Source organism: Paenibacillus glacialis (genome assembly GCF_001637205.1).
Lineage (GTDB): Bacteria > Bacillota > Bacilli > Paenibacillales > Paenibacillaceae > Paenibacillus_AQ > Paenibacillus_AQ glacialis.
Window position 1 is genome coordinate 50,315 of sequence record NZ_LVJH01000025.1, and the last position, 21,638, is coordinate 71,952.

General features: G+C 39.9%; 20 protein-coding genes and 1 pseudogene. 13 read left to right on the forward strand and 8 right to left on the reverse strand.

The window, feature by feature from the left end; translation table 11 throughout:
* The first annotated feature begins 18 nt into the window (after positions 1–18).
* The gene (locus PGLA_RS14125) at positions 19–420 is read left to right on the forward strand and encodes a RidA family protein (protein WP_068533767.1); all 402 of its coding nucleotides are present in this window, start codon (positions 19–21) and stop codon (positions 418–420) included.
* A 236-nt stretch (positions 421–656) separates the two neighbouring features.
* Here PGLA_RS14125 and PGLA_RS14130 read toward each other — a convergent pair whose 3' ends face one another.
* Positions 657–1,091, reverse strand: a complete 435-nt coding sequence (locus PGLA_RS14130) for an Lrp/AsnC family transcriptional regulator (RefSeq protein ID WP_068533769.1) — start codon at positions 1,089–1,091, stop codon at positions 657–659.
* Between the two features lie 159 nt (positions 1,092–1,250).
* On the opposite strand from PGLA_RS14130, the gene PGLA_RS14135 reads away from it, so the two are divergent.
* On the forward strand, positions 1,251–1,715 hold the full coding sequence (locus tag PGLA_RS14135) for a VOC family protein (RefSeq protein WP_068533771.1): 465 nt from the start codon (positions 1,251–1,253) through the stop codon (positions 1,713–1,715).
* 88 nt (positions 1,716–1,803) lie between these two features.
* Here the strand turns inward: PGLA_RS14135 and PGLA_RS14140 are convergent, their stop codons facing one another.
* On the reverse strand, positions 1,804–3,555 hold the full coding sequence (locus PGLA_RS14140; protein ID WP_068533773.1) for a methyl-accepting chemotaxis protein: 1,752 nt from the start codon (positions 3,553–3,555) through the stop codon (positions 1,804–1,806).
* 679 nt (positions 3,556–4,234) lie between these two features.
* On the opposite strand from PGLA_RS14140, the gene PGLA_RS14150 reads away from it, so the two are divergent.
* The 5 genes from PGLA_RS14150 to gnd all read left to right on the forward strand — a co-directional run bounded on the left by PGLA_RS14150 (position 4,235) and on the right by gnd (position 10,142).
* Positions 4,235–4,705, forward strand: coding sequence for an ankyrin repeat domain-containing protein (locus tag PGLA_RS14150; protein WP_068533777.1), 471 nt, complete (start codon positions 4,235–4,237; stop codon positions 4,703–4,705).
* A 289-nt stretch (positions 4,706–4,994) separates the two neighbouring features.
* Positions 4,995–5,726: a GntR family transcriptional regulator gene (locus PGLA_RS14155; protein WP_068533780.1), complete on the forward strand. Its 732-nt coding sequence runs from the start codon at positions 4,995–4,997 to the stop codon at positions 5,724–5,726.
* On the forward strand, positions 5,719–7,257 hold the full coding sequence (gene gntK, locus PGLA_RS14160) for a gluconokinase (RefSeq protein ID WP_068533782.1): 1,539 nt from the start codon (positions 5,719–5,721) through the stop codon (positions 7,255–7,257). Before PGLA_RS14155 ends, gntK begins: the two co-directional genes overlap by 8 nt.
* Positions 7,258–7,283: 26 nt before the next feature.
* Entirely contained in the window at positions 7,284–8,630 is a 1,347-nt protein-coding gene (locus tag PGLA_RS14165) for a GntP family permease (protein WP_068533784.1), read from the forward strand.
* A gap of 108 nt (positions 8,631–8,738) precedes the next feature.
* Entirely contained in the window at positions 8,739–10,142 is a 1,404-nt protein-coding gene (gene gnd / locus PGLA_RS14170; protein ID WP_068533786.1) for a decarboxylating NADP(+)-dependent phosphogluconate dehydrogenase, read from the forward strand.
* Positions 10,143–10,358: 216 nt separating this feature from the next.
* Here the strand turns inward: gnd and PGLA_RS14175 are convergent.
* Together PGLA_RS14175 and pdxR are read right to left on the reverse strand one after the other, a co-directional pair.
* Positions 10,359–10,550: pseudogene (locus PGLA_RS14175) on the reverse strand (DNA alkylation repair protein); the annotation flags it as partial.
* A gap of 364 nt (positions 10,551–10,914) precedes the next feature.
* Positions 10,915–12,327, reverse strand: coding sequence for a MocR-like pyridoxine biosynthesis transcription factor PdxR (gene pdxR / locus PGLA_RS14180; protein WP_068533790.1), 1,413 nt, complete (start codon positions 12,325–12,327; stop codon positions 10,915–10,917).
* A gap of 291 nt (positions 12,328–12,618) precedes the next feature.
* Between pdxR and PGLA_RS14185 the strand changes: the two genes are divergently transcribed.
* The 5 genes from PGLA_RS14185 to PGLA_RS14205 all read left to right on the forward strand — a co-directional run bounded on the left by PGLA_RS14185 (position 12,619) and on the right by PGLA_RS14205 (position 17,380).
* Complete coding sequence (locus PGLA_RS14185; RefSeq protein WP_245699927.1) at positions 12,619–13,668, forward strand: LLM class oxidoreductase; 1,050 nt, start codon at positions 12,619–12,621, stop codon at positions 13,666–13,668.
* A 270-nt stretch (positions 13,669–13,938) separates the two neighbouring features.
* Entirely contained in the window at positions 13,939–14,277 is a 339-nt protein-coding gene (locus tag PGLA_RS14190; protein ID WP_068533792.1) for a DMT family transporter, read from the forward strand.
* A 2-nt stretch (positions 14,278–14,279) separates the two neighbouring features.
* Positions 14,280–14,594 carry a DMT family transporter gene (locus PGLA_RS14195; protein ID WP_068533794.1) on the forward strand — a complete coding sequence of 105 codons (315 nt, stop codon included), beginning with the start codon at positions 14,280–14,282 and terminating at the stop codon, positions 14,592–14,594.
* 362 nt (positions 14,595–14,956) lie between these two features.
* Entirely contained in the window at positions 14,957–15,697 is a 741-nt protein-coding gene (locus tag PGLA_RS14200) for a GntR family transcriptional regulator (protein ID WP_068533795.1), read from the forward strand.
* Between the two features lie 294 nt (positions 15,698–15,991).
* Positions 15,992–17,380 (forward strand): MFS transporter, encoded by a 1,389-nt coding sequence (locus PGLA_RS14205; RefSeq protein ID WP_068533797.1) that lies wholly within the window; start codon positions 15,992–15,994, stop codon positions 17,378–17,380.
* A 118-nt stretch (positions 17,381–17,498) separates the two neighbouring features.
* On the opposite strand, the gene PGLA_RS14210 is transcribed toward PGLA_RS14205, so the two are convergent.
* Positions 17,499–18,308, reverse strand: coding sequence for an SMI1/KNR4 family protein (locus PGLA_RS14210; protein WP_068533799.1), 810 nt, complete (start codon positions 18,306–18,308; stop codon positions 17,499–17,501).
* 20 nt (positions 18,309–18,328) lie between these two features.
* Positions 18,329–18,673 (reverse strand): hypothetical protein, encoded by a 345-nt coding sequence (locus PGLA_RS27455; RefSeq protein ID WP_068533801.1) that lies wholly within the window; start codon positions 18,671–18,673, stop codon positions 18,329–18,331.
* A gap of 93 nt (positions 18,674–18,766) precedes the next feature.
* On the opposite strand from PGLA_RS27455, the gene PGLA_RS14220 reads away from it, so the two are divergent.
* Positions 18,767–19,486: a DUF4386 domain-containing protein gene (locus PGLA_RS14220; RefSeq protein WP_068533803.1), complete on the forward strand. Its 720-nt coding sequence runs from the start codon at positions 18,767–18,769 to the stop codon at positions 19,484–19,486.
* Between the two features lie 21 nt (positions 19,487–19,507).
* On the opposite strand, the gene PGLA_RS14225 is transcribed toward PGLA_RS14220, so the two are convergent.
* Positions 19,508–20,086: a Crp/Fnr family transcriptional regulator gene (locus tag PGLA_RS14225; protein WP_068533805.1), complete on the reverse strand. Its 579-nt coding sequence runs from the start codon at positions 20,084–20,086 to the stop codon at positions 19,508–19,510.
* Positions 20,087–20,271: 185 nt separating this feature from the next.
* Positions 20,272–21,489, reverse strand: coding sequence for a sensor histidine kinase (locus PGLA_RS14230; protein WP_068533806.1), 1,218 nt, complete (start codon positions 21,487–21,489; stop codon positions 20,272–20,274).
* Between the last annotated feature and the right edge of the window lie 149 nt (positions 21,490–21,638).

Below are 21,638 nucleotides of genomic sequence, written 5' to 3' on the forward strand. Positions count from 1 at the left end.
AAGGAGAATTCACAAATAATGAACTCAAATAATAATGTAATTACAAGATATAATCCAGAAAATATTGCGAAACCTGTTGGTAACTATAGTCATGTAACGAAAATAAGTAGAAATGCTGAAATATATGTATTTTCCGGTCAAATTGGTATTGATCAAAACAATAATATCCCCACAGATTTTAATCAACAAGTAACAAATACAATGAGCAATGTTGTTGATATCCTTTCTTCTCAAAAGTTGACTCCTGATCATGTCATTAAAATCAATATTTGGGCAACAGAAGAAATTGATTGGGATCATTTCTATGAAATTTGGAATAAAGTATTCGGTACCACACCTCCTTCAATGACGATTGCTTATATTAAAGGATTAGGTTTACCTGAATTAAAAATCGAATTAGATGTTTGGGCTGCAGGCTAAAACCTTAAAAAAGAGCGGCTCAGTAAAAAGCCCTGTAAAAGTAGTGTTTTTGGAAAAACTATAAAATTTAGGGATCAACTATGATTCCCTCTACGCAAAACGAGCCTTAGAAGCGATTCTAAAGGCTCGTTTTTTCTATTATTATCTTAATCTGATAATATTTTTGCAGTAGTCTCTAAGTAGGCATAACGGCAAGTTTTGATCAGCGATTTTTATAAGAATAGCTTTGCATCCATTTAGAGCAAAACCCTGTTTTCCAATATATTTTTCAAACTGATATGAGACTTTGAAGGTCCGAACTTTATTAGGGTATCTTGAAATTCAGCAAGTTCCTCAATAGATGCGGTTTGTACCTTAATGAGATAATTATATTCTCCACTAATGCGAAATAAATCAGTTACTTCTATAGCATTTTCACAAAAATCAGTGAGGTCTTGGCAATGTTCTGTTTTTAATAAAATAAAAGTGGTCGTCCCTCGATTCAGATCCCGTAAATTAAAAACGGTGTTATACCCAGAAATGATGTTTTTTTCTTCCAACTTAATAATTCTTTCTTTAACGGATGGTTGCGACATCGAAACCTCTTTACTGATTTGAGAAATGGACATTCGTGCATTGTACTGAAGTAATGCCATGATCTTTTTATCAATGTCATCCATAGGATGTTCCATATCAAGAGCCCCCTAACCCAATTCAATAAAATAAACCTATCTAACTAAAATACCTTATATTCAATAACCATATTACTATAAAACACTTATCTTATATATGTATCTCGCGTTTTAATGTAACTATAATAAATATATATTATATAAGGGGAGCGATTATAGATGAGCGTAAAAGGCCTTTCACATGTAGCGATCCAAGCCAGAGATTATAAAGCAACGATTACATTCTATATTGAAGTTTTAGGATTCAAGTTAGGCCATCATTGGAGTCTACCATCCTTTCAAATCAAAGAAGCTTCCATGCTGATTTCATCTGACCAAAGAACCTGCATTGAGATCTTTGATAACGATGCAGTCATCCCCGCTCAAGGGAAGAAAGCATTATCTGAAGAAGATATAGCTCATGGAGCCTTATTACATTTCGCCTTCTATGTGGATAATGTAGATGAAATGTATCAAAAAGCCCTTGCTCATGGAGCAAAGGCTTTTATAGAACCGGATTACCTTTCTCTTGGAGAACCGCCTCTTCAAATAAAGAACGCTATCATTCACAGTCCAAATGGGGAAATTATCGAATTTATTGAAGATGTTGATTTTGATATGTCCACCAAAACCGATGTGAATTAAGCTTTTCAGAGAAAAATTTCCTCTACTTATGATACGGTTCTCCTTAAACGCTATAAAAGCTAAGTTTCTATTGCTGTATTACCCTTATTTACACGCGAAATCGGCTGATTCCATTGTTCAGATTGCCGGCCAATTCAAGCATCTGCTCAGATGAACTCGCTACCTCCTCCATCGAGGCAAGCTGCTCCTCAGAGGAAGCAGCGACGCGCTGCGAGTGAAGCGAGGACGAGGAAGAGATACGCTCAAGCTCATCAAGTGAAGCGGCGATTTGCTCGCTGCCTGCCGACATTTGTTCGGAAGCGGCCGATACTTCCTGCACCTGATCGGATACTTGGCGAATGGCCTGAACAATTGCGCGGAAGCTATCACTGGCCTCGGTCGTAATCTTCGTCCCAATGTGTGCTTCATCCGCAGAATGCTCTAGCGATTTGACTACTCGGCCCGTTCTGACTCTAATTCCTTCCAGAATATCTCCGATCTGCCCAGAGGATGACATGGACCGTTCAGCCAGTTTGCGAATCTCATGTGCGACAACCGCGAAGCCCTTACCATGCTCCCCGGCTCGCGCAGCTTCAATTGAGGCATTAAGCGCCAGCAGATTCGTCTGGCTGGAGACATCCGTGATCAGCGAAAGAATATCTCCGATTCGGCCACTCAGTTCCTCAAGCTCCTTCATTGTTGCTACCGTCGAAGATAGATTTACTTCAATCGTTTGCATCTGATCAACAGCACTCATAACGATAGTGTCGCCGGATTCAGCCCGCTTTGTCGTATCTACCGCAAGCTCCGAAACGACGGTGGATGACTCGGCAATTCGTTGGATACCGATGGCCATCTCCGTCATCGCCTTTTGACATTCCTTCGTGCTTTGGAGTTGCGTATCGGAATCAAATGCTATTTGTTCAATCGCTTGGGATATTTCGTTGGTCGCATGTGCTGTCTGTTCCGCGCTTCTCTGCAAATTTGTCGCCGATTCGGACACTTCAAGCGACGAATGCTGTATGCTGTTTGTCAGCTCGCGCAAGCTGACCATCATGATATTGAATGCCGATGCTGCCTGACCGATTTCGTTCATGTTTGTTACTGGCAAGGTTACGGTCAAATCGCCTTGCGCGGCCAGATTCGACACCTCCGCAAGACGATGAAGTGGGCGAAGTGCGATCCGCACCATAAACGCAATGATCACGATGGCAATAACAGAAAATATTCCCCCGCGTATGATGTTGCTCCAGAGCATGCTCGACAAGCTTTTCTGGACTACTGCGTAATCAAAATCGATGCCTAAGATTGCGATGACTTTCCCTTTATCGTCCTTAATCGATGATACATATGTCACCCAAGTACCTTCGACGTCCGTGTAGGAGGGAGTTATCGTGAAATCGTCTTTAATAGCCCGGTCAAGAGCAGTCTCGAATGTGGCGTTCATTTCATATTCCGTACCCGGCAGCGTCGTTTCTATGTCAATTTCAGTTTGCAGATTAACGAGGAATTTTTTGCCGTCTCGTTCGACTTTATCGGGTAACATGAGATAAACGCTGGGAATATTCACATCACTATCCGTCATGGCAAAAAGCTGGTTTCTCAAAAGAGCGAAAGCATCCGCGGTTGGAGACTGTTGGTTAACGACAATTTGGCTGGCCTCTTGAATGAGGCTAAGATTTGTTTCTATTTGCCTCTCTAAAACTGTACCGTACCCAAGGAATTGCTCTTCGTATGTCTTTTTTTGCCCTTGGTAGGAGAATACAACATTTAAGCTGATGATACCGATAAATACGATTGCCAACAACAGATTACTCGTTAGGATCAAACTTTTTGATTTCACATTTTTTTTTAGAATCATAAGCCTCTGCGCCTCTCTTTATGTAACATTATTATTTCGGTCTTTGGCCTGTATGAGGACAGCCCGAGAGCAATAACTAGAATTATCACTCCTTCGATGGCCACTTGACCCTCTTTGCGAACCTTTTCAGCGACTGCAATGGAGACTTTAGTACCTACTGCACGTGTTCCATCAACCATAACATTCGGTGATGGTTACCCATGTATCGCCTAAAAATATTGTAGCTGCAAATCAGATTGTGCCTTCATCATAGGTTAGCATCTACTTATACAGTATCGATACTGTACATTTCAGCTTTATGTGACAAGACATTAGTATAATAGATTTGCCTACCTTACCACAATTATCCTCATATATGCGAGAGTAAAACAAATCAAGTGTAACGATAGATAGAGTTCATTAATCCCACTATTTTACATTGAATTCTTCAAGTTTCCCTCTTCTAACCACTGTCCTACATGAAAAACGAGCCTTAGAAGCGATTCTAAAGGCTCGTTTTTTTCTTTAGCTATTTTGTTTTTTAAAAGTGGACGTTTTCAGTGGCCTCACGCTTACCGACATCTTTCTTGCTCTTTGGGGGCATTCTCGATCGATCTTATCAAAGCTCTGTTTCACACTTTACTGAATAGAATTATAATATTAAATATTAGAGACTACTCAAGAGAGGGATGAACGAGCAATGGCCTATACATTCGACGATTTATATGAAGCAGTTGAAGGGGATGAATTCAAAAAAGTTAAAAAGATCCTACAAGCAGATCCCACGCTAATTACTGGAAAAGATGATTATGAATTTAGCGTGCTTCATGGTGCAGTTATGACGGAAAATACAAAGATGGTTGAGTATCTGCTAGATCAGGGTGCGGATGTGAATGCTCTAAATGATGAAGGGATTACCCCACTTCATATTGCTCTGTATCCCGATGTGGTCACATGCTTGCTGAATCACGGAGCCGAAATCAACAAAAAGTGTTCGGACGGAAGCACGCCTTTACATACGCAAGTCGCAGACGGTGAAGAACGTTTGGACATAGTTGGAGTGCTTCTTGCCAAGGGGGCGGACAAAAGCATTAAGGATAACGACGGACAAACCCCGCTGGATATTGCAAGGGCCAGGGAAGAAGAAGAGATGATCGAACTGCTCAGCTAAAATAATAGACCTAAAAAGCGAACACTCTTTCCAAAGTCGGTTGTTTTGACTTGTTCGTAAAAACCAAAACAGAGTCAAGCCATCTTAACAAATGGCTTGACTCTGTTTTGTTCCTGAAATAATCAAACAAGTAAAAAATCCACACTCACACTATCACACAGATGTTCTTTATTCCCATTATCTTTGCATTTTAAGTGCAACTATATAGATTGAACTAAAGCGCTTGCAAAATTAAAAATATTAGTTATAATACTTGTATACAAGTATACTAGATTGAGAAGGTGAGTTTATGACCGAATTAAATGAATTCCTATATCCCTCCAAATGGCTTTCTAAAGCCTCTGCTGGTGATCGGGTAACATACGAGCTTAGAATGCGTATTATTTCTGGCCAGATTGAAAGCGGTACCATATTGTCAGAAAATAAATTAGCTATAGATTTCGCTGTAAGTCGCTCACCCATACGTGAAGCGTTAAAAATACTGGCATCCGAAAATATGATCCGATTAGAAAGAATGGGTGCAGTTGTTATTGGTTTATCAGAAAAAGAAATAGAAGAAATTTATGATGTCCGTTTACTCATAGAATCGTTTGTATTTGAACGGCTTGTAAGGATAGATACTAATGAATTAATAAAGGAACTTAGTAAAATACTAGAAATGATGAAAGTCGCAATCAAATATAGTGATGCTGATGAATTTTCATATCAAGATGTCTTGTTCCATGAAACGATTATTCGTGCAGTTAATCATTCATACATTCTGATGATCTGGAATAATTTAAAACCCGTTATGGAAAGCTTCATACTATTGTCGATGCGTGTGCGTATCAAAGAAAAGGTTGAAGACTTTACACGCATTATAAACAATCATGAGCTTTACATTGAAGCGATCCGAACAAAAGATAGAGACCTCATGAGTAAGTCCTTACATGAAAATTTTGATGATGTTCAAGGTAAAGTAGAAGACCTATGGATATCACAACAAATGCTCTCGAAAGGAGTAGTGCAGCAAAATGACTAACTATATGTTAGGTATAGATATCGGAACCACAAGTACAAAAGCAGTTCTATTTAGTGAAAAAGGTGAAGTCATCCAACAAGAAAATATGGGGTACCCGCTTTATACACCGGATATCTCGACAGCTGAACAAGACCCTGAAGAGATTTTCCAGGCAGTCCTACAAGCCATTTCGAATATAACGAAACATCATTCACACAAAAGAATATCGTTTGTTTCATTTAGCAGTGCTATGCATAGTGTCATTGCTATGGATGACAATGACCAGCCACTGACCCCTTGTATCACTTGGGCAGATAATCGAAGTGAAGCATGGGCACATAAAATAAAAGATGAGTTGAATGGCCATAAAGTCTATAAACGCACGGGAACACCGATTCACCCCATGTCACCATTAACAAAAATAACTTGGATTGTGAATGACCTTCCTGAAATCGCTGTCAAGGTTAAAAAATATATCGGAATTAAAGAATATATTTTCAAAAAGTTCTTTAATCAATATGTTGTCGATCATTCCCTGGCATCAGCCATGGGCATGATGAATCTCAATACACTAGATTGGGATGAAGAAGCATTACAAATTGCTGGTATAACACCTGCTCAATTATCTGAGCTCGTACCAACAACCAAGATATTTAACAATTGTGATTCAGATTTGGCAAAACAGATGGGTATCGATCCACAAACACAGTTTGTCATTGGTGCAAGCGACGGTGTCCTTTCTAATCTAGGCGTAAATGCAATACGGAAAGGAGAAATTGCCGTCACAATTGGGACCAGTGGTGCCATTCGAACCATTATTGACAAGCCGCAAACTGACGACAAGGGTAGAATATTTTGTTATGCCTTAACAGAAAATCACTGGGTCATTGGCGGGCCAGTAAACAATGGCGGAATGGTCTTTCGCTGGATCCGAGATGAGCTTGCCTCATCAGAAGTAGAAACAGCAAAAAGACTAGGAATTGATCCCTATGATGTATTAACTAAGATTGCTGAACGTGTAAGACCAGGATCTGAGGGATTGTTATTCCATCCATACCTTGCTGGTGAACGTGCGCCATTATGGAACCCAGACGTACGTGGCTCATTCTTCGGTTTAACAATGTCACATAAGAAGGAACATATGATTCGCGCAGCCCTAGAAGGGGTCATTTACAATTTATACACCGTATTCTTAGCATTAATCGAATGCATGGACAGTCCTGTGACCCGAATTCAAGCTACCGGCGGCTTCGCAAGATCAGATGTTTGGCGGCAAATGATGTCCGATATATTCGATTCTGAAGTAATTATTCCAGAAAGCTACGAAAGTTCTTGTCTAGGTGCTTGTATTTTAGGCTTATATGCCACCGGAAAGATCGAATCATTTGAAGTCGTTTCTGAAATGGTTGGCAGTACCTACAAACACACACCAAACAAAGAAGCAACGAAAGAATATAGGCACTTACTTCCGATCTTCATTAACATATCTAGAGTCTTAGAAGAAGATTATACACGGATTGCCAACTATCAAAGAAGCTTAATCAAACACTAACAAGATATATATCAGGGGGAATTACAATGCCATTAGTTATTGTAGCCATTGGGATTTTAGCATTATTAGTTTTAATAATGGGCTTCAAATTAAATACCTTTATCTCATTAATCATTGTATCGTTCGGTGTCGCTTTAGCACTTGGAATGCCATTGAATGAAATTGTCAAAACCATTGAAGCCGGATTAGGCGGAACACTTGGTCACTTAGCGTTAATCTTTGGTCTTGGAGCGATGTTAGGGAAGTTGATCGCTGATTCAGGTGGCGCTCAAAGAATTGCCATGACCCTCGTTAACAAGTTTGGTGAAAAAAATATTCAATGGGCGGTCGTAGCTGCTTCTTTCATTATCGGTGTGGCGTTATTCTTCGAAGTAGGTTTAGTATTATTAATTCCAATTGTATTCGCCATTTCAAAACAATTAAAGGTTTCTATTCTTTATCTCGGTATTCCAATGGCTGCAGCTTTATCCGTAACACACGGTTTCTTACCTCCTCACCCAGGACCTACAGTTATTGCAGGTGAATATGGCGCGGACATTGGTGAGGTTTTACTTTACGGTTTCATTATTGCAATTCCAACAGTTATTTTAGCTGGACCTATATTTACTAAGCTTGCAAAAAAACTCGTACCTGCATCATTTACGAAAACGGGTAATATTGCTTCTTTAGGCGAACAAAAAGAATTTAAGTTGGAAGACACACCTGGATTTGGTATCAGTGTATTCACTGCAATGCTGCCTGTTATATTAATGTCTATTGCTACTATTATTACTTTGCTTCAAAAAACGATGGGATTTGAAGATAATAGTCTATTAGCAGTTATCCGTTTTATTGGCGATGCATCAACTTCCATGTTGATTTCCTTACTGGTTGCTGTCTATACCATGGGGTTAGCAAGAAAAATTCCAATCAAAACTGTCATGCAATCTTGTACAACCGCTATTACTCATATTGGGATGATGCTCTTAATCATTGGGGGCGGCGGAGCCTTCAAACAAGTATTGATTAATGGTGGCGTGGGTGACTATGTAGCCGAACTATTCCAAGGAACTTCATTATCACCCATCTTGCTTGCCTGGATCATCGCTGCAATCTTACGTATTTCCTTAGGTTCTGCTACTGTTGCAGCTTTAACAACTGCTGGTTTAGTTATTCCAATGTTAGGACAATCTGACGTTAATCTTGCTTTAGTCGTGCTTGCAACGGGAGCGGGTAGTTTAATAGCTTCCCATGTTAACGATGCTGGTTTCTGGATGTTTAAAGAGTATTTTGGTCTAACCATGAAAGAAACATTTGCAACATGGACATTGCTTGAGACAATCGTTTCTGTAGCTGGATTAGGATTTGTTCTATTACTAAGTTTATTCGTATAAATCAATATTTGCGGGCAGTAGATTCCCCCACTTATTCTCTTAGAATCTTCTGAGTCAATAAGTGAGGGTTTTACTGTCTATTAATCTTAATAAAAGGAGCAAGAAGAAATGTTCAATACAATTGGTGTCATTGGGTTAGGGGTAATGGGCAGTAATATCGCTTTAAACATGGCTAGTAAAGGTGAGCAAGTGGCTGTCTATAATTATACGAGGGACTTAACCGATAATCTTGTTGGCAAAACGGAAGGTCAATTAATTTATCCCTACTACAAAATTCAAGACTTTGTTCACTCCTTAGAAACTCCAAGAAAAATCTTCCTTATGGTCACAGCGGGCAAACCGATCGATTCGGTGATCAGTGCATTAGTACCTTTTCTTGAAGCAGGCGATGTGATCATGGACGGTGGTAACTCCCATTACGAAGATACTGAACGTAGATATGATGAATTGAAGTCTAAAGGAATCGGTTATTTGGGAATTGGTATTTCCGGGGGCGAAGTTGGGGCTTTAAACGGACCTTCGATCATGCCTGGTGGAGATAAAGACGTATATGCTAAAGTAGCACCTATTCTAACAAAAATAGCAGCCCAAGTGGACAAAGACCCTTGCTGTGTTTATATTGGTTCAAAAGGATCCGGTCACTTTGTGAAAATGGTCCATAACGGAATCGAGTATGCTGATATGCAATTAATTGCTGAAGCCTATACATTTTTAAGAAAAAGGTTAGGCTTATCTGTTAACGAAATTGCTGACATCTTTGAAACATGGAATCAAGGTGAATTGAACAGTTATTTAATCCAAATCACCGCAGAGATTTTACGGAAAAAGGATGAAATAACAGGCTTACCGCTGATCGATGTAATTCTTGATAAAACAGGGCAAAAAGGCACAGGTAAATGGACGAGCATTCAAGCAATAGATACCGGGATCCCATCATCCATTATTACAGAGTCATTGTTTGCCCGTTACATCTCCTCTTTAAAAGAGGAACGGGTTTATGCAGAAAATATCCTATCCGGCCCAGAGATGGATCAGCGGAGTTTAGATAAAGATTTGTGGATTGAGTACATTAGACAAGCATTATACATGGGCAAAATTTGTGCCTACGCGCAAGGATTTACACAATATAAAATGACCTCTGAACTTTACGGATGGGATCTACCTTTAAAGGATATTGCCCTTATTTTCCGTGGTGGATGTATCATTCGTGCAGAATTTTTAAACGTCATAAGCGAAACCTATCAAGCACAGCCGAATCTCGCTAATCTATTAATCGCCCCGTATTTTGCTGAAAAGGTTAAAGAATATCAAATAGGATTGCGAAAAGTTGCCTGTGAGGGTATTAATTCTGGTATTTCGTTTCCATGTTTAAGTGCTTCACTTACTTATTACGATAGTTACCGGACAGACATTTCAAATGCTAACCTTTTGCAAGCACAGCGGGATTATTTTGGAGCCCATACTTATGAACGAACTGATTTAGCAGGATTCTTTCACACAAACTGGCAGTGATCGATAGTGTTAGTAGAGGTTTCGTAATTTCTTAATTTTGCGTAATGTCCCGTAAATCTCCAGAGCCCAAATGAAGTGATCCTTTCCCTCTATTTGGGCTTTCCTTTTGAATACATTTTCCACGCTCCTAAAAAGACAATACAAAAACAGCACCTATTTAGGGTACGGTTCACCGTATTCCTCTAAAGGTGTTCTTCTTAAATATGAGAGTAATTCCTAACACCTTACATATTTGAGTTTGAAGCCGATTTCCCCTTTTTCTACTGCCTTATTTATATTAATGGAAGCGTTCAAGATCTTGCTTTTTGCAGTACCCCGATTGACTTCTACCGGACCTACTTCCTTCGCGACTTCTTGTGCAATATCTGTTTCCGCCAAGGTTACTGCAACCACATAATCGGACAGCATGACCGATTCTAGATTCATTATTCGCACTCCTTTTTGAAGGTTTGTCCTTAGGGAAAACCCTCTTCACTTGAATATATCATAAAACGGCCTTAATCCAATGAAATCAGGACTAAGACCGCTTGACTTTATCTTATATGATCCGAGGAAGCATTGATGATAGCTCGCACGTTAAAGCTGATGCTCGATAAGAACGTGGAAACCGATATTGCTAACAACAGCGACATCCAGACATAAGGGAAAGGATCTGGAGCTTCTCTTCCGAAGCTTAGTTTGATCAAGCAGACAGTGGTAATCATTCCCTTGCCTTAATAGGTATAGATTGCCCCTAAAGCTGTGTCTAACCATTGGGGTGCAGTTCAAAATACTAATTACCCCAAGCGCGGTGCAGGGCATGGACCCCTTTTACGATATCCTCAATGCTCAACCCGCCAAAACCGATTTGAACCATCGAAGTTTCAGCTTGGGATGACAGCGCCCAAAAGGGGGATACGGCGTAAACCTTAACTCCTTCTTGCGCTGCAGCCTGAATTAGTTCAGCCTCATTCATGCCGTTAAGTACACGCAATAAAATATGAAGTCCAGCATCCTGGCCGATCACGGTAGTTTGCTCACCCATCAACTCCCGGATTGTCCCAATCAGCACGGATTGCTTTTTATGATATACATTGCGCATCTTACGAATGTGGGCTTCCCAGTGCCCATTTCTCATAAACAACTCCAGTGTATTTTGATGAATCTGGGACACCGTTTGATCATATAATCGATAGTTTTGCTTATTATAAAGCTCCAGCAAAGCTGGAGGTAACACCATATAGGCAATGCGTAGAGAGGGAAGGAGACATTTGGAGAAAGTTCCTAGATAGACGGTACGATGATGGGTATCCAAACTCTGCAAAGAAGGGATTGGTTTGCCGACATACCGGAACTCGCTGTCATAATCATCTTCGATAATAATGGCGTCTTGCTCTTCTGCCCACTTCAACAATTGCATTCTCTTGGCGAACGGCATGACCATCCCGTATGGGAACTGGTGAGAGGGGGTAATATAGACAATTCTAGACTTACTCTCATATAACTTGTGAATGTTAAGCCCATCCTTATCCAGCTGAATGGGGATTACGCTGAATCCATGATGTTGGAAAATAGTCCTAGCCCCATCATAGCCTGGTTCCTCCATTCCAATGCTATTGCCTCTTGCACCCACTAACCCGGATAGCACACCAAGCAGATATTGAATGCCTGCTCCAATTATAATTTGATTAGGCGAACAGTTTACCCCTCTCGAATCGTACAAATACTTAGCAATTTCAATACGTAGCTCATATTCTCCCTGAGGATCACCATAAGAGAACAACGCCGCTTGTTTCGGTTGTAAGCATTGATTGGATAACTTACGCCAGGTAGTAAGCGGAAAGTGTTCGACATCCACATCGCCATATAGAAAATCATATTGAACCATAGTACTGTTCTGCTTGCTTATTTCAAAGGGCTTTCTACTTCCTGAAAACGGCGCAGGCAGTTTTTCCAGTTCCAATTCAATGACAAATACTCCGCTCCTCGGCCTGCTTTCAACATAGCCTTCGGCGATCAACTGTTGATAGGCTAATTCTATCGTATTACGGCTAATATGGAGATGGGATGAAAGCGTACGAATGGAAGGCAATCGTGTCTTAGCGGCCAGCTTGCCTCGAATAATATCTTTTTTGATATGTTGATACAGCTGGGAATATAACGATTCTTCAGACTTTTTCTCCAGTACCAGCGTCATATCAATCATGATAGCCCTCCTCATTGTCAAATCTGACCCCATAATATTATCAAGAGTTGTCTCTACCATCGGGGTCAATTGGCGATTACAATTATATCACTTCCATAGAAATGCTTGAATATGAATTTTCTCTCTTAAAGTAAAGGTAAGGAGAAGATGAAAATCGTTTCGTCTGGATATGTGCGCATAAGGAGGAACAATATTGCTGACTATGTAGTATGAAATGCGGGACAGCAGAATATCGATTCGCAACGTCAGAAGAATGGATTACATATTATTTAGGAGCTGAATAAATTGGACATGAATCTAAGACACAATGAACGGCTTGAGAAACCAGAGATGCCAACTTCAACAAAGGAAAAGTTCATTGAACATCCCGGTTTCCGTCGTATGTTTGCCCCCGATAAATTGACGATCGGTATATTCTTACCGCTAAAATTCTATGTAGGTCATATGGATGACCTACATGGACAGGCTGACATCGTGGAGATGATCGATCAACTGAACTTCTCTGCTGTTTGGGTGCGAGATGTGCCACTGTTTGACCCCGACTTTGGGGATGCTGGACAACTCTTCGACCCATTCACCTACTTGGCCTATCTTGCTGCAAGGACCAAAAACGTATCCTTAGTAACGGGCAGTGCAATTTTCACGCTTCGCCATCCCATTGATTTGGCGAAATCGGCGTCATCGATTGACGTACTTTCTGGCGGGCGCCTTGTCATGGGCATCGCCTCAGGTGATCGGCCCGTAGAATTCCCGGCTTATGGAATCGATACTGAGCATCGTGATGTACGCTTCCGGGAAACGATTGAATTCTTTCGCAACCTGATTCGACATCGCTCTCCATCCATTCAATCCTCTCTTGGAAATCTTGAAGGGCTAGAGTTGCTACCCAAGCCGACAACAGGAGATATCCCGCTCGTTGTGACAGGATCAAGCCGGCAAACCCTCGACTGGATTGCGAAGCATAGTGACGGTTGGCTCACTTATCCCGAGTCGACTGCAGACGGCTCCGGTCCTCGAAAGCTAGCGCAAAAGATAAGTGCTTGGCGTAAAAAAATACCCGGTGGGGTGTTCAAGCCACATATGACCAACGAGTGGATTGATCTTGTGGAAGATGTCAATTATCCTAGAACACCGCTCCGCGGTGGGTATGTTTTGCGTACTGGACGAGCAGGTCTGATCCAGCTTTTGGAGGAGTGGCAAGCGGCTGGCGTCAATCATGCGGCGCTTGGGATCCAATTTGGGAACAGGCCCCCTGCGGAAGTGATTCAAGAGTTGGGGGAGGAAGTGCTGCCGCTCTTTCCTACACATACTGGACCAAATCCTCTGTTCTCCAGATGGTAGACAAGAAATTTCTCCATGCAATTCTCACTAGAGATAAGGAGCGACTTAATCCTTACCTGGAATAATTACAGGCTTATTATGAGCGTAGGAGTACGTCATTTAACCTACCTCTAACTTGCAGGAGAACATGCAGCAGCCGTTTTTACAGCATCCCTTGATGATCACTTTGTTGAGATGCTGTATGGAGGTACTGAACGTTCGCAGAAAAGGATTAGTGCCTCATGATTTGTATATTAGTGTGGAATAAAAATAGAGTAAGGGGAGTTTAAGATGAGACGCAGCTGGGCTTTAGTGTTTATTGGAGCAATAATTGAAGTATTATGGGTGATCGGTTTGAAACATTCTGATTCGTTGCTTCTATGGATAGGTACTATCGTAGGCATCGGTTTATCCTTTCTATTTGCCGTTCTGGCATGCCTTAAATTACCGGTGGGAACGGTCTATGCGGTCTTTACGGGCCTCGGAACAACAGGAACCGTTTTGGTAGAGATGTTTATATTTGGAGAGACTTTTCAAGCACTGAAAATCGGTCTAGTTCTTTTATTATTAACAGGTGTGCTAGGACTTAAATTTGTCACTAAAGAGTCTCATGAAAAGGGAGTTGCATAACAATGGGCTGGTTTTTCCTTTTAACAGCGGGCTTGTCGGAGGTTGTTGGGGTTACAGGTATGAACCTCATCATTAAGAATAAGAATGCAAAGGCGTATATCGTATTTGCCATAGGGTTTATAATGAGTTTTCTACTCTTAAGTCAAGCTATGCTGACTCTGCCAATGGGGACTGCCTACGCAGTTTGGACAGGAATAGGTACAGTAGGGGGAGCGCTCGTTGGTATGCTCTTCTACGGGGAGTCCAAAGACTGGAACCGTATTATGTTTATAGCGATGGTATTGACCGCAGCTGTAGGCTTGAAAATGATAGCCTAAAGCGGGCGCGATATAAATGGAAGAAGGATGATATCCTTCTTCTCAGATTGTAGAGAAACCCACGTTTTTTTTCGAAACGTGGGTTTTCCCTTTTGTTTTTTGGGGTTAGGAAGGTTAGGACCCGGAGGAATAGACCTTTAAGCCCTTCTTTCGAGATGGAAGATGATCTTTTTCATGTTCTGTACAGTTTGATAGTTGGCTAATTGAGAAAATACAAAAAAGGGATCTATTCGACGTAATTGTCTAGCATCTACATTTCCGTAGAAAAGTAAGTTACAATAGATTCAAGAAAAGAAGAACGAGAAGAACGAAAGAAATGGAATTTATAACTCATGAATAAAAAACTATAGGGGTATAAGAAAATGATCAATAAACTTCATGAACTCAATAAACAAAAAAAACCACTATTCGTTATTGTGTATGATCAATTGTATAAATTAATCATGGATGGAGCATTCCCTCCCGACAGCCAACTTCCAACAGAACCCGAATTGGCCAAAAAATTTGGTGTAAGCAGAATGACATTGAGACATGCTTTGGCACTTTTGCAGGAGGATGGGTTGGTTAAAAATATCCATGGAAAAGGAAATTTCATTACAAAATTTCATCATAATGAAAGTATGGATGGCTTGGAGAAGTTGGGGAACCCCTTATATAAATGCCATACGGGGAACATAGATGATATCGAACTTAATTTCCGAATTGACCTATTAACGGACTATGCCATGCAAGTACTAAATCAAGAAATGAGTGCAGTTGTTGCATTGGAACGCTGGTATAAGAGTAACGATAAGATTGTAGCTTTTGCTTTTACGATGATGCCAATAGAAGCCGTCTCCAAATTAAATCTTAACTTACAAAACGATAAGCAAATATTAGAAATGTTGGAAGAAAAGGTGTATGACCTAGCTAATTCTTCTACCATTGAAATTAAACGTTCTGATTCCGTCAATACTCCGTCATTGAAATACCAACTTTCCCACGGAGAGGAATGTGATTTGATACTAGAAAGTGTATATATCAGCGATAAATACCCTGTTGTTTATAATAAATACTATATACCCATAGAATTTAGTCAAATTAGAATTAAAACATCTAAATAACCGAATAAACAATTCATTAATTTGGAGGCGATGTATTTCTTATGAATACATCGCTTTTTTGTAATAAAAAATACAAATTCTGAAAGGTTGTCAGTGAGATAAAGGTGTGGTAATATTCTCATTGTTAAAGAATGTACAAGTTGTTAGACAACTATATAATGTTGTATGATTCAAAGATTTATCATGCATGACTATGAAATCGCAATCAAAGAGTAATTATTTTTGGGTTATTCATGGAAGCGCTACCTTGTTAAACATCATTAGAAGGAAACATCAAAGGAGAAGAATATAGCTATGTCAACCAGAACTGCAGATGTGTGCATGAAGAAAACTCAGGAATATAATATTAAGAAAGCAGTACCTATTACCTTGCTATTATTTCTATTATGTTTGATCATTGACAATTCGTTTAAGATTATTTCTGTTGATATGGCAAAGGATTTCCACATTTCGGCGACAACCGTTAGCTGGCAAGCAACCCTAGCTGGCCTTGTGGTTGGAATTGGGGCTGTGGTGTACGCAGCTTTGGCGGATTCCATTAGTATTAGAAAGCTTTTTATCGCTGGTATCATTTTAATATGTGTCGGTTCAGTCATGGGATATATTTTCCAACATTCGTTTTTACTCGTTGTTATCTCACGAATGATCCAAACGGCAGGTTTAGCATCAGCTGAAACACTATATGTTATATTTGTAACCAAACATTTGCCTGCAAATGAACAAAAGAAATTTTTAGGATTAAGTACAAGCAGTTTTGCTCTTTCACAGCTTATAGGTACATTAACTGGAGCTTACGTTTCTACGTATTTCCATTGGACATCTCTATTTTTAATTTCTTTAGTAACCCTTTTCACCCTTCCTTTTATTTTAAAATATCTTCCTAAGGAAGAAACGAAAAAACGTCATGTCGATGTATTAGGATTATTCCTAGTGGGAACCATTTCGGCAGCCCTGCTCCTGTATATTACTGATTTCAATTGGCTTTACCTGATCTTGTTTGTTGTTGCAGTTACATTATTCCTTGTTTATATTAGTAAAAACTCAAAAGCATTTATTGGCATATCATTCTTTAAAAATAAACAGTTTATCTCATTGCTTGGCGTTGCTTTTGTTATTTACTCTGTACAGTTAGCGTATATTTTCTTATTTCCATTCTTACTTGAAAAGATGTATGGTTTGAAGCTCGATACCATTTCACTATTAATGATTCCAGGCTTTATAGCAGCTACGGTCGTCGGGGCTCTTTCCGGAAAAATTGCGAAGTTTCTGGGAAGCAAGCAATGTATTACAATCGCGATGTCTTGTATTGTGGTCAGCTTACTATTAGGCGTATTCTTTATACAATCTTCTGTTGTTGTATTCGTGATCTCCATGGTGTTATTCTCTAGCTCATTTGCATTCATGTATGCACCAATCCTTGATTCTTGCATTCGTACGATTGAAAAAGAAAAAGCAGGAACAGCCGTCGGATTTTTTAATTTAACACTGAATGTCGCGATGTCAATCGGAATTGCCTATACAGCAGCCATGATGGACCATTCCGCTATGCGAAAAAGCTTCCTAGGGATTACAAGCAATTCCGATGCTTCCATATATAGTAATATCCTATTCATTCTCGTACTCGTTACCCTTTTCAGTTTATCTCTGTACTGGGTATTCGTAGGACGAAAAGCAACTAAATAGATTACGTTTTTAGTTCATAATTCGAACCCTAAGACCAAAAGTTTAGGGTTCTTTTTTAAATTAAAATCCCTACAACCAACCACTCTAGGAGGAATATAATATAAAGAAGAGACTAACGTCATCGTACCTCTCCCGCATTTGCGTCTTGTTCGCCGGACACCATTGATAGAAATTCATTCAAACTGATTTGACGCATTTCATAATCCGCACCGATGCTCTTCAGCTCTGCCTCGATTTTCGCGGCCCCCAGATCAATCCCCTTATACACGAGCAAAGGCGCCTCCTCGACATAGGCTTTCGCTTGCGAATAATCACAGGAAAACGTTTTTTTGACGAACAACAGTGTTTTTATCTTATTGCTGCCTTCACCTGTAATAAGTACGTTGTAGTAACGATACTGTGCTTCTTCGTCTGTCTCCCACACCTCAGAACTGTGCGGCAATAAGACGCTATGTAGGAACTGGGCAAGATGGTCATAAGCAATGGAAAAATCCCATGTGCCCGTTCCGTGCTCCGCCGTATAAGTGGCGGTGTCCCCTCTGGATAGATCGATACAATAAGGGTCGCCTTCATCCGTAGCAATAACCAGATAGTTGCTCGGCCAATCCGAAATGGCTTCATTCGTAACGGGATTATAGTCATAACCCCATTGACCTTGCGGCAAGTCTTTAGCACCGTAAATATTAAGATTGATATATTCGTCTGTGCTCCATGTAACCGATTCAGGAACATAATGCTTCAAGAAGTACAAATATTCATCGGGCAGACGCCATTTGTCAGATACGATACGTATAGCTTGCTCTTCTGCTTCAGTGAAAAAATGCATGGGGTACTTGGCATAAAATTCGGGATCTTGTTCCCACATCCCCTCCAAAGCTGCTTGCATCTTCTCGATAACCGCATCCAATTTCTTATCATGATTCTCCAAAGTTATCTCCTTCTTGTAAATCATATGCACCCTTTCGACAAGAGCCGAGGTAGCCAGAGCAATTGCGCCGTCTCTCTATGCAACACCAGAAAGTCACCGTCCACCGTTGTGCCTATCGCGACGCACTGTCCGATCTGTTGCGCTGTAATCGGGCTGTCTTCATCATGCTCCCATAAATCATACTCGGCAAAAGGCTTAAGCACCTCCATATCCGGTAATTGGACATTCATCCACCCTCTGTACGTCCCTTCCCCGAATTGCCCCAAAAACTGGAGGTAACCCGGTGGAAAAAAAGCGGCGTCTTCCTTCGCAAGCGCTTGGCTTCGGTCATCGGACAGCGGCTTTGGCTGAGATACAATATACATGAATAATCCTCCCTTCTCTTGATTTAAGTCAATGAAACCGTCATAACCCTTCGATTACAATGAATTCATTACAGAACTCTAGGGGGTTATTTGATGGCTACCACCAAAATACAACAAACGGATCAGCGACAATCTGCGTTCATTGCGGGCATATCGCTGATCATCATGACACTTGCTGCATTTTTCTCTTATGGATTTGTCCATGCTAGCCTTGTGATACCAGGAGATGCCAACGCCACATTTCATAACATCAGGTCATCCAGCATGCTTTTCAATGCTGAAATCTTTGGTTGGGTCATCATCCTGATCTGTGACATCGTGGTCGCCTGGGCTTTCTATATTTTCCTGAAGCCAGTGAATACAAGCCTTTCATTGCTCGGTGCGTGGTTCCGTCTTACCTATGGGGCTGTATTGGGCATAGCCATATTGAATTTAATATTCGGGCGGCTGCTCTCGAGTAGTACAGACGATTTAGGATTATTTACAACCGAACAACTTCAAGCCCTTATGATGCTATTTTTAAATGCATTCGAATTGATTTGGTCGATTGGTTTAATTATTTTCGGAGGGCATTTATTGATTGTGGGCTATGTGGCTATCACATCAGGCGGTATACCGAAAATCATTAGTATCCTATTGTTGATTGCTGGTGTAGGCTATATGCTCATTCACCTATGTAACACGTTTCTTCCACAATACGATGGCATCACTACTATACTTAAATATGTATTTACGGTGCCAATGATTGTGGGAGAATTGGGCTTTGGGTTATGGCTGTTGTTCAAAGGCGGGAAAAAACCTATACCGGCCTAACATCAGCCTTCATGATTGTCTTTATGGATGATGGACTCGCTTCTTGATTCTGCTTAATGACTCGGGGGTAATCCCGAGATAACTTGCCAATTGATATTGGGGCACGCGATCGATTAAATGAGGTCGGTTCAGTAATAGCGAATTGAAGCGTTCCTCAGGTGTAGAAGCAATAAAGGCAGCATATTCATCTTGTACTTGACCAAAGTTCTCCTCGACCATCTTGCGTGTCATGGATTCCAATTGCAAGTATTTGCTGAACATGTCCTGTTCGGCATCAAGATCACCAACAACCACGATACAGTCTTCCAGACAAGCTAAAGCGTACGGGGATGACTTATCTTGTTTATGTTGATTGAAGATCGTAACGGCTTGCTCTTCTGTGTAGAAATTCGTTGTGACCTCTTTTCCCGCTTCATTGATCGAATACTGCCTTACGCATCCCTTCAACACGAAATAACATTTCGTAGGAACATCTCCTTGTCTAAGGAGAACTGTTCCTTTTTTATTTTCCTCAATAAGGATATCATCAACGATCGCCTGTTGTTCTTCTTCGTTAAGGGATGTAAATTTAGTCATGTATTTGAACAATATTTCTTTCATTTCATCTTCCTTTCACTTCGTAGATAAAGTCATCTACCCTCTAATTTACCACTATTTGTAATACGGTTCAGCTTAAACTCCTTGCTGCTTCATGAGTTTCATGATGACCTAGCGGGATCAGACGGGCGATCTTAAGTTTTACAGTCTACAGTGGGAGGGGCTTTGTACTCTTTCATCTTGGAATATTACTGGTCATTCGTAGCTGAAAAGCGAATATTAACTGTAGTTCCATTACCTTTAGAACTTTTATAATAAATTTTCCCATCATATTTTTCTACAATATTAAAACAAATCATTAACCCTATACCTGTTCCATTACTTTTTAATGAATAAAAAGGAGTGCCTAGTGACTTAACCTCAGCTTCTGACATTCCACTTCCTTCATCTATGATTTTTATCTCGATATAATTATTATTTCTACTTGCTATGACTGAGACGGATTTACCAACATCCGAAGCTTCTAATGCATTTTTTATTATATTCATGAGTAATTGCTTAAACTCAACTTTATTAATAGAAATAATGCAATCTTCCTCTATATGTATATCAATTTGATTATCAGTCAGCATTGCATAGGAATTGAGCAAGCCCGTAACACTCTGAAGAACCTCCTTCACATCCACTTTTTCTGGTCTTTCATCTTTATTTGGTTTTGAAAGTGTTAGAAATTGGGAGGTAATCTGTTCTACTGTGTTTAATTCATCAATCATTAATTTGAACTTTCTTTTTATAGGATCACCAAATGAAGGATCTTCATTGAAAAATTGCAAAAAACCTCTAACAACTGTTACTGGATTTCTAATTTCATGCGCAACAGCAGCTGTTAAATGTCCTATCATCTTTAAACGCTCAGATTGCTGTAATTGTTCATAATAAAGTTGCTGCTTTTTCATCCGGCTAAATGATAAATGAAAAATAAGAAATAATAACATTTGAATAGCTATTATATTGATAAGATTGCCTAGGATGTCATGATGTAAATATGAATATTTATCACCTTTATCAATCAAGACAATATAGCAAAATGTAATTATTATTAATATTCCATTTGTAATGAAGGAAAAATAAAATACTTTTAAATCAAAAAATAGAATAGAAAGTGTAGGAATAAGACAAATGAAAATATATGTGGTCCAAGTTTCAGGATATAAAAAGAAAAGAGTATAGAAATAAGCAAATTCAAATAGAATGATGATCTTTCTAAAAAAATGTGTCTCATACTTAGGATAGATCCATAAACAAACAGATAGAATTGTTACACAAATAAAATGTATAATATATCCAAAATAAACCCCATTCAACTCTGTTGTAGATAGTATTAATCCAGATACCATAAGAACGATGATCATTAACATTACAATATGATATGTTTTTCGATTCACCTGACTGTAAAATTCTTTCATGAATTCACCACTTCTAAATTAATTTTACCATTTTCGGAATAAAACCCCTTCTAGGGGCGTAATTTAAGGGCACCCACTCGGATGCCCTGTTCTACTTATAATTGAAACTATCTTATTTGACTAACCGCATAATATGAAAATCTGATAAC